Here is a 7905-nt window from a genome sequence, read left to right as displayed (position 1 = left end):
TTGTTTAAACAACGTTTATAGTGGTTTTTCGGTTTGAGACTTATGATACAGCCCCGATTTTGTTTATTCATATTTTGTAAAGGTATCTTTAAAGTCATCTATATCTATAACTTGGTCATAACTTATTTCTGGATCGATATGATGCGCAACTTCTATCAAGATAATCGGTAAATCCGAAAGAATCTGACGAACACGCCGAGCGTTTTGAATATCTAAAGCAGCGGTTATCTCATCAGCTAGAACGATGTCCTTCTTTCTAAGCAAACAACGAACCAGTTCCAAACGCAGGCGTTGACCGCCTGAAATATTTTCACCATTATTTTCCAATTGATAATCCAATATAGCTGGGATTTCATTCGTTAAACCAACTTGATCTAAAAAATATAAAAGTTTATTATCTGGAAAATTCTGTCCCAAAGTTAAATTATCACGAATAGATCCGTGACTGAAAAAAGGATGTTGTGAAATATAGGCAATATTTCCTTGATATTCAAAGAATTCTTCGCCTTGATTATTGCGCACAAAAACACGTCCATTATCAGCACTTATTACTCCTGCTATGATCCTTAGTAAAGTGGATTTCCCAGAACCACTGGCGCCCTTTATCAAGACTTTGCTTGGCATGGATAAATTCAAGGAAAAATTTTTGAAGAGTACTCGCTCTTCACTATTTTTCGATATATTTTCCAAGACCAATTCAGCGACAGAATCTGCTGTAAAATATGTGTATTCAGAACCAGGATCTTCAAGTAAGCTATAAAGTTTATTTCTCACGTCACTTGAACGCTGAATATCAGAAATACTGTACATGATCGATTGAATGGGACCACTGAGATTCATAGTCGCGATATACATAGCTATCAAGCTAGCCGTAGTCAATTCAACGCCTTGTTTTTGTAGGAATAGCCCTACAGCTAAAGGCAGAACTTGACTAAAAAATACTAATGGACCGTTTAGAAAAAAGACGATATTACTGGTCCATTCATTTTTCCAGCGAGCATTTTCATATTCCTCATTAATGTTTTCAAGCAGAGATAATTTTTCTTTACTAGCACCATAAAAATAAAAGGTGTTCGCTCCTTTAAAAAAATCTCCTACAGATCGATGGAATTGCTTTTGTTTTTTTGAGAAAGCAGCACCACTATCTTGTAAATGACGATTCATCAAGAATTGCGGTAAAGGCCGAAGAAATGAGAAAGCTACAAAAAAGAGACCTAACCAAAAATTGTGCCACAGAATAAAAACGATTGTGGTACATAGCATAAATGCCTTTCCGATCATAATATCTACAGGAAGAAGAAAACGATCGTACAATAGCTCCATGTCTTGTGTAAGGATTGAAACTTTCTCATCATACATAATGGAATCTTTTAAAAATAATCGTTTCATTAATTGACTTTTTAATCTTATTTGTAAATGACGTTGTAGATTATTACTAACAAAATTAGCCAAGAGCATAGTGCTATAAAAAATCAAGTGTAAAATTAAACCATACACTATAAAGGAAAGAATCGTATCTGTAGTCAAATGCTCTTCGCGAATGTTTAGTAAACGCTCAAGTAGTAATGGCTTTATAAGCATTAAACCACTATTAAGTAACATTCCTATTAAAAAATAGATGAGTACATTCTTTTTAATATATTTCAGTATTTTCATAAGCAAGTCCACCTAAACTTCAATTATATTAGTTATATTTTTTTCACCCTATTAGCTTCAACTTATTATTATCCACTATAAATTTTTAAATGCTCGAACAGTAATTTCTCTCAATCAATGGTCATATATAAAGCCTTTCCTTTTCTCTTTATTGAAAGTTACGTGTGCAGATAGTGTCTATGCTTTTTACAATAGGCCATTTATTAAACGTTTTCAAAACTATTATACTAAAAAGCTTATTAAATGCGACGGAATCATTCAATAAGCAGATACACATTTAAATTATTGTTCGGTTATTCTAAAATTTGAATTTTCTTTTAATTATTTTTATAGTTGGTAAACAATTTAAATAGTAGATATAATTAAAGTAGACTCTTCAATAATCTTATTTTTCATAAAAAATTAATTAAAAACTCGATATGAACAAATTTTCATAAGGAGGCTATGATGTTATTTTCAACAATAATTTTTGGTTGGATAGGAATTTTGATATTTCTACTCATTCTTTTTAACTTTAAGAAGATGACAGAGAATAATGAGTATGCTCTATTGCATTTAATGCAAGCCATCATGTATGCTATGTGGCTTCCCTTACCATTTGTTCTCTATCAATTACTCGATTCTGATATTTTATTGGTAGGAAGTGTGTTTGGTTCAGTTTATTTAATTCTACTAGTAGCTGGAATGGCTCTGCAAACTGGTCATATAGCCTTTTTAGCCAAGTACAATGAAGATAAAAAAATAAGCGATAGTCAAACAAACTATATGATGGCGACATTATCTCATCCCTATGAAGGTTTAGTTAATTTTTTCAAATGTTTATGGGCTATTTTCTTGGGGCTATGCTTTTGGCAGAAGGGAGAAGGCATAATGGCAGTGGTGATGTTTTTATTTGGACTGTTCATTTTTTATTATCTAATAATCATTTTAGATGCTAGTTTAGTAAAAAGTGTCAAGTTATTTGAAAAAATAAAGCCAAATACAGTGCTTGTTAATGTTGAAACTTTCTTGTTCTTCCTGACTCTAATGGTTTATATCACCTTTATTTTTGGAGCTTAATCTTTATTTTAAATGATAGATTGTAAAATTAATTGCGACAAATATTAAAAAACTCATAACAGGTTCGTGTAAAATGTAAGTAATCACACAAACACTAACACGGAGGACTGTTATGAGCTACACACATCTTACCATAGAAGAACGTTCGAAAATAGAAATACTTCATCAAGAAGGTTATCCAGTCAACCAAATCGCTAAGTTACTAAACCGACATCGCTCTACCATTTATCGTGAATTAGGAAGATGTATTTCTGGCGCTTATCAAGCAAGTACGGCTCATATGAATGCAGAGATTAAAGGTCAATCCAAAGGAAGAAACCCGAAGCATACTTCTGAATTGATTCAAGCGATTCAATCTAAACTACTACTCACTTGGTCCCCTGAACAGATAGTAGGACGTGATTATCAAGGAAAGCTTTCGTTTAAGACTATCTATAATTGGATTTATCAAGGAATTCTCCAAATCTCTCTCGATGTTCTCAGGCAAAAAGGAAAACGACGTAAAACGCCAGAAACTCGAGGGAAATTTAATATAGGGACTTCGATTACACAAAGACCTAAGGCAGTTAAGGATTGAAAAGAATTTGGTCATTGGGAATTAGACACCATGGTCTCTTCACGAGGAAAAAGCAAGGGATGTTTAGGAACCTTTGCCGAACGGAAAAGTCGTTTTTACCTGGCTTTATTGATGACAAACCGATCAAAAGATGCTATGCAAGGAGCTGTTGACAGCCTAATAGAAGTTTTACCGATTGAGGCGCTTAAATCATTTACTTCAGATCGTGGGAAAGAATTTGCTTGTTACCCGGAGATAGAAAATCATGGTATTAGCTTTTACTTTGCAGATGCTTACAGTGCTTGGCAAAGAGGAACGAATGAGAACTCAAATGGGTTGTTAAGAGAGTTCTTTCCAAAGAAAACAGATTTATCAAAAGTCACTCCAATACAGCTCTATGAAGCCTTGTGGCTAATCAATAATCGTCCTAGGAAATGTCTTAATTTTAAAATACCTTTTGAAGTATTTATGCACGAACTAGCATTACTTGAGTAAAATAATGTCGCACTTATTATTGCAATTCATCAAATAAAAAAAGGTGCTTAGATTTTACTCTAATCACCTAAACATTCTGTGTGTTGCAACTTACTGCAACTTAAATTTTCTACTTCAACTTACTAAAAACCCTTATTTTACTGGCTTTATGTCTCAATCATACCTGCATAAATCATGACATTGCAACTTAATGCTATTCACTCAGTTACCAATGACCATTACTTCCTCTGCCTACATATTTTAGACTATCTATTTCTTTAATGGCTCTTTCTATAGTCTTTACACTAACTCCAGCTTCATCTGCAATTGCTTTTCTTGTAATCTTATCATTTTCTCTTATTTTTTCTTTTATAAATTCTGCAAGAGCTATCTTATCGTGAGCGACATCCTGAACGACACTGTGAGCGACACCACTTTTTCCAACTTTTTAAGTCGCTATTTTCTTCAAAGAAATTATCGTTCTAAAAATATTTCCCTCCTCGAACAGAGGATCAATACCTGAATATAGTCTTGTATATTTATATGTGTTTCTCATACCTGAACCAAGCTCATCAGCAAGTCCTATTTCTCTAAACACTTTTGAGATAGCAGGATTTTTAGGGAAAGACTCAAACTTTTGTAAGTCCAATGCCCCATTCCATGAGCTAAATTACTGTTTTCTATAATAATCTTCTCATCGTCAATAATCATTTTTGCAGGAAAACCGCTTGAATGATCTCTATGAGCCAATGTACTGGTTATAAGTTAAAACCACTTCTTTTATCTCATTTTCAATCGCCTCTAAAAAAATTTTCTTTGAAGATTTACCCTGTGCAATATCGGATAATTCCATTTCCCATTTTGCTGTTGTTTTTGCGGATTTAAAGACATCAGCAACAATTGTTACAAGGCTGATTCCCTTATGTGTAGCAATAAGGTTTTTCTTATCTCTCTCAATAAATCCCTTAAAGATTAGATTTTCAATAATTCCTGCTCTTGTTGCAGATGTTCCAAGTCCCTTTCGCTCAACTTCTACACATTTTTCCAATGCGTCATTTCCTGCAAGCTCCATAACCTTTAAAAGCGTATCTTCAGTAAAGTGTTTCGGTAGTGCTGTGTATTTTTCTTTTATCTCCTTGTTTTCAACATCAAGAATATCACCTATCTTTACATCAGGAAGAAGATTATCCTCACTTTTCTTTTTAATATATTCTTTTAGATACTTGGTAAATCCCTCATCAACAATCACTTTACCGCTACTTGTAAATTCAAATCCGTCAAATTCAGCAACAATCTTTGTTGTATTCTCAATTAAAGGATAGCCTACACTTGCATGTAGCTTACTTAAAACAAGTTCATATATTTTTAATTCACTTTCCGGAAGTGAAGTTAAGCACTCATTCATACTGCTTACTGTCGGTATAATTGCATGATGATCTGTAACCTTTTTCGAGTTAAAGACAACCTTAATGCGTTTTGTATCAAAATCATTCTTACCTAAGATATTGTTAATAGTGCTTGTAATCATATCTTCCGTAAGACAACGACTATCGGTTCTTGGATAGGTTATAAATTTCTTTTCATAAAGACTTTGAGCATAGTCAAGTGTTTGCTTTGCACTATATCCAAAATACTTATTACACTCTCTTTGAAGTGTTGTTAAATCAAATGGAAGCTCAGGTTTTGTTATCTTTTCCTTTTGAATAACATCTGTAATTTCAATCTTATCGCCCAATAAATTTAATAGCTGCTCAGCAATCTCTTTATCGTCAATTCTGTCAGTTGAAAGTGTAAATCCATTAAATGATAGCTCTACTGCATAGTATTTTTCTTTCTTAAAATTGACGATTTCATCATCACGATTAACAATCATAGCAAGTGTTGGTGTTTGTACTCTTCCTACGCTATAGTTTTGACTATATAAGCAAGAATAAAGTCTACTGATATTCATTCCAACGAGCCAATCTGCAATCGCTCTTGCTTGCGATGATTCAAAGAGATTATTGTAAGAACTCCCATCTTGTAGATTATCAAAACCCTCTTTAATTGCAGTATCTTCCATAGAGGAAATCCAAAGGCGTTTCATCTTCTTTTTACAATTTGCTTCGTTATATACAAGTCTAAAAATACTTTCTCCCTCACGACCTGCGTCGCAAGCATTTACCACAATGTCTATTTCCTTATCGTTCATCAACTTTTTGAGAATATTAAATTGTTTCTTGGTAGACTTTGCCGCCACATACTTATATTCTTTTGGAATAATCGGTAAATCCGCCATATTCCACTTAGCATATTTTTCATCATAAGCGTCGGGATTCGCCATTTGCACTAAATGACCTACACACCAACTTACCCTATAGCCATTTCCCTCATAATATCCTTCTTTCTTTTTTAGCTCCTATCACTTTTGCAATAGAAATTGCTACACTTGGTTTTTCTGCAATTACAAGTTTCATATATTTTTCCTCCTGTTTTCAATAGAAAAGGGCGAAAGATTTAACTCTCTCGCCCTTTGTTTGCACCAAATATTGTATAGTTTTTGGTGCATTATTTAATTTTTCCTACTAATTCTATCGTTGTATTTATTACATCATCAAAACTTATGTCTTTAGCATAGCTGAATCTTTTTTGATAATTAGCCCATCTTGTATTAATATCTTTCTCATTTTTTAATATGTTTAATACCTCAAGAATACTATCAACATCAAAATTTGTCCTTCTGTATCTAAATGTATTTTCACAAGCTTTCTTTAATCTTTCAAAATCAATTTCTTCTTTTTCTAAATTATACAGAATGTAAATATCATAAAAATCTTTACTTCTACTATTAAACACCCCTCTTTTATAGACTGTCTGAAGCTTCTCTGCAAGCATCGTTTCTATGTTGTAAGCACAAATATCAAAAACATCATCACTGAAAATACTCTTGTATTCATAAGATATTTCACTTGGTGTAATTGGATCTCCTGTTGCTATATCAAGAGGAATAATTTGTCTTATATTCTCTAATCTACAAAGAATAGTAATTCTAAATCCACCATACTCATCTTCCTTGCGTATTTCTTCTATCTTTTGAATTTCATAACTTATTCCTGTATCATCTTTCTTTTGAAACATTTTTTCAAATCTTTGTTTTATATTTTCTTCTGTAAGAGAAAATCGTCTTATCAAAAAATCAATATCTACAGTATTTCTCTGCCTAATACCAATAACATTCGCAAGTAAAAAACCACCTTTAAATATAAAATTTTCATTCTCATCACTGTTGGCAATTTTTCCTAAAATGCTTTCCAGAAAAAAGTGTGTTTGTATTGCATTAAAGCTAAGTCCAGTCTCTTTTGATAATTTTTGACACATCGACCTTAATTTGTCCTTATTCATAGATAACCTCCATTAGTTCTTTTACTTGTTCATATATCTTCATTTTCTTTGAATACTCGTATAGTTTGTTCAAGTCCTTATTTTGGAAGCGTGCATACCTGTTAATTGTTTTAGAAAATAGCTCTGTTTCAACTTCATTTCTATTTTTTATAAGGTCGCAAAGAGTTCTTTCCAGATCATAAACTTTAACTAAATTCCCAAATACGGTTTTACATTCTGTAACACCTAAATCATAAATATCTTTTGTTACATAATGTATTATTACATTCTCACTTATGCGATGAGGATTGTAGCCTCTATATACTGTAATTTCCATTTCATTTGGAATTATATCCGTAAATTTATGAAGATACAGGGCAGATACATAAGAAAAAATAGGAACACTAAATCTACTATGAAAAAAGTAATATTCATCATAGTCTCCATTAGAATCTATATAAATCCCTCTACTTGCACGAGTTAGCTCTCCATTTTCAACCATTCGTGTAAGATATACGGTAGGAATACCTGAGTTTTTAACTTCCTTACTCGTAATAATTCCACCAGATTGTTTTATTTTTTCCCTTATTTTTTCTATATAATTCATAATACCACCCTTTGTTGTAATTGTGCTTACATTATATCATTTTGTACGCATACTTGCAACAAATAAATAGTTTTTAAAAAGTAATAATGTTAAACGTAAATGATAATGTCTCAAGAGAACACAAATCAAAATGTCCCTCTATCCTCTATAATAAATGATGAAAAGGATAGGAGGGAAAATGATGGGAGATTAT

Annotated in this window: 4 protein-coding genes and 3 pseudogenes; 2 read left to right on the top strand and 5 right to left on the bottom strand. The window is 32.4% G+C overall.

Features of this window, described 5'->3' with window-relative positions:
* Nucleotides 1-63 precede the first annotated feature (63 nt).
* Nucleotides 64-1656, bottom strand: a complete 1593-nt coding sequence (locus tag ACQV2R_RS08250; protein ID WP_428885386.1) for an ATP-binding cassette domain-containing protein — start codon at nucleotides 1654-1656, stop codon at nucleotides 64-66.
* Between the two features lie 447 nt (nucleotides 1657-2103).
* On the opposite strand from ACQV2R_RS08250, the gene ACQV2R_RS08245 reads away from it, so the two are divergent.
* Complete coding sequence (locus tag ACQV2R_RS08245) at nucleotides 2104-2715, top strand: hypothetical protein (protein ID WP_428892086.1); 612 nt, start codon at nucleotides 2104-2106, stop codon at nucleotides 2713-2715.
* A gap of 112 nt (nucleotides 2716-2827) precedes the next feature.
* A pseudogene (locus ACQV2R_RS08240) lies at nucleotides 2828-3766 on the top strand (IS30 family transposase).
* Nucleotides 3767-3971: 205 nt separating this feature from the next.
* On the opposite strand, the pseudogene ACQV2R_RS08235 reads toward ACQV2R_RS08240, so the two are convergent.
* From ACQV2R_RS08235 to ACQV2R_RS08220, 4 genes and pseudogenes are all read right to left on the bottom strand, one after another.
* Nucleotides 3972-4510: pseudogene (locus ACQV2R_RS08235) on the bottom strand (ATP-binding protein); the annotation flags it as partial.
* A pseudogene (locus tag ACQV2R_RS08230) lies at nucleotides 4485-6201 on the bottom strand (DNA topoisomerase 3). The pseudogenes ACQV2R_RS08235 and ACQV2R_RS08230, both read right to left, overlap by 26 nt.
* A gap of 91 nt (nucleotides 6202-6292) precedes the next feature.
* Nucleotides 6293-7126, bottom strand: coding sequence for a nucleotidyl transferase AbiEii/AbiGii toxin family protein (locus tag ACQV2R_RS08225; RefSeq protein ID WP_428874722.1), 834 nt, complete (start codon nucleotides 7124-7126; stop codon nucleotides 6293-6295).
* Nucleotides 7119-7712: a type IV toxin-antitoxin system AbiEi family antitoxin domain-containing protein gene (locus ACQV2R_RS08220; protein WP_428892085.1), complete on the bottom strand. Its 594-nt coding sequence runs from the start codon at nucleotides 7710-7712 to the stop codon at nucleotides 7119-7121. The genes ACQV2R_RS08225 and ACQV2R_RS08220 overlap by 8 nt, the downstream gene beginning before the upstream one ends.
* Nucleotides 7713-7905 lie beyond the last annotated feature (193 nt).

The sequence above is a fragment of the Facklamia sp. P12937 genome, from assembly GCF_050409505.1.
GTDB lineage: Bacteria > Bacillota > Bacilli > Lactobacillales > Aerococcaceae > Facklamia.
Note: the sequence above shows the minus strand (reverse complement) of the source record. Positions and strands in the feature narration are given on the sequence as shown.

Coding starts and splice junctions, on each gene's coding strand:
- ACQV2R_RS08245 (WP_428892086.1), top strand. CDS start 2,104: ATGTTATTTTCAACAATAATTTTTGGTTGGATAGGAATTTTGATATTT.
- ACQV2R_RS08220 (WP_428892085.1), bottom strand. CDS start 7,712: ATGAATTATATAGAAAAAATAAGGGAAAAAATAAAACAATCTGGTGGA.
- ACQV2R_RS08250 (WP_428885386.1), bottom strand. CDS start 1,656: ATGAAAATACTGAAATATATTAAAAAGAATGTACTCATCTATTTTTTA.
- ACQV2R_RS08225 (WP_428874722.1), bottom strand. CDS start 7,126: ATGAATAAGGACAAATTAAGGTCGATGTGTCAAAAATTATCAAAAGAG.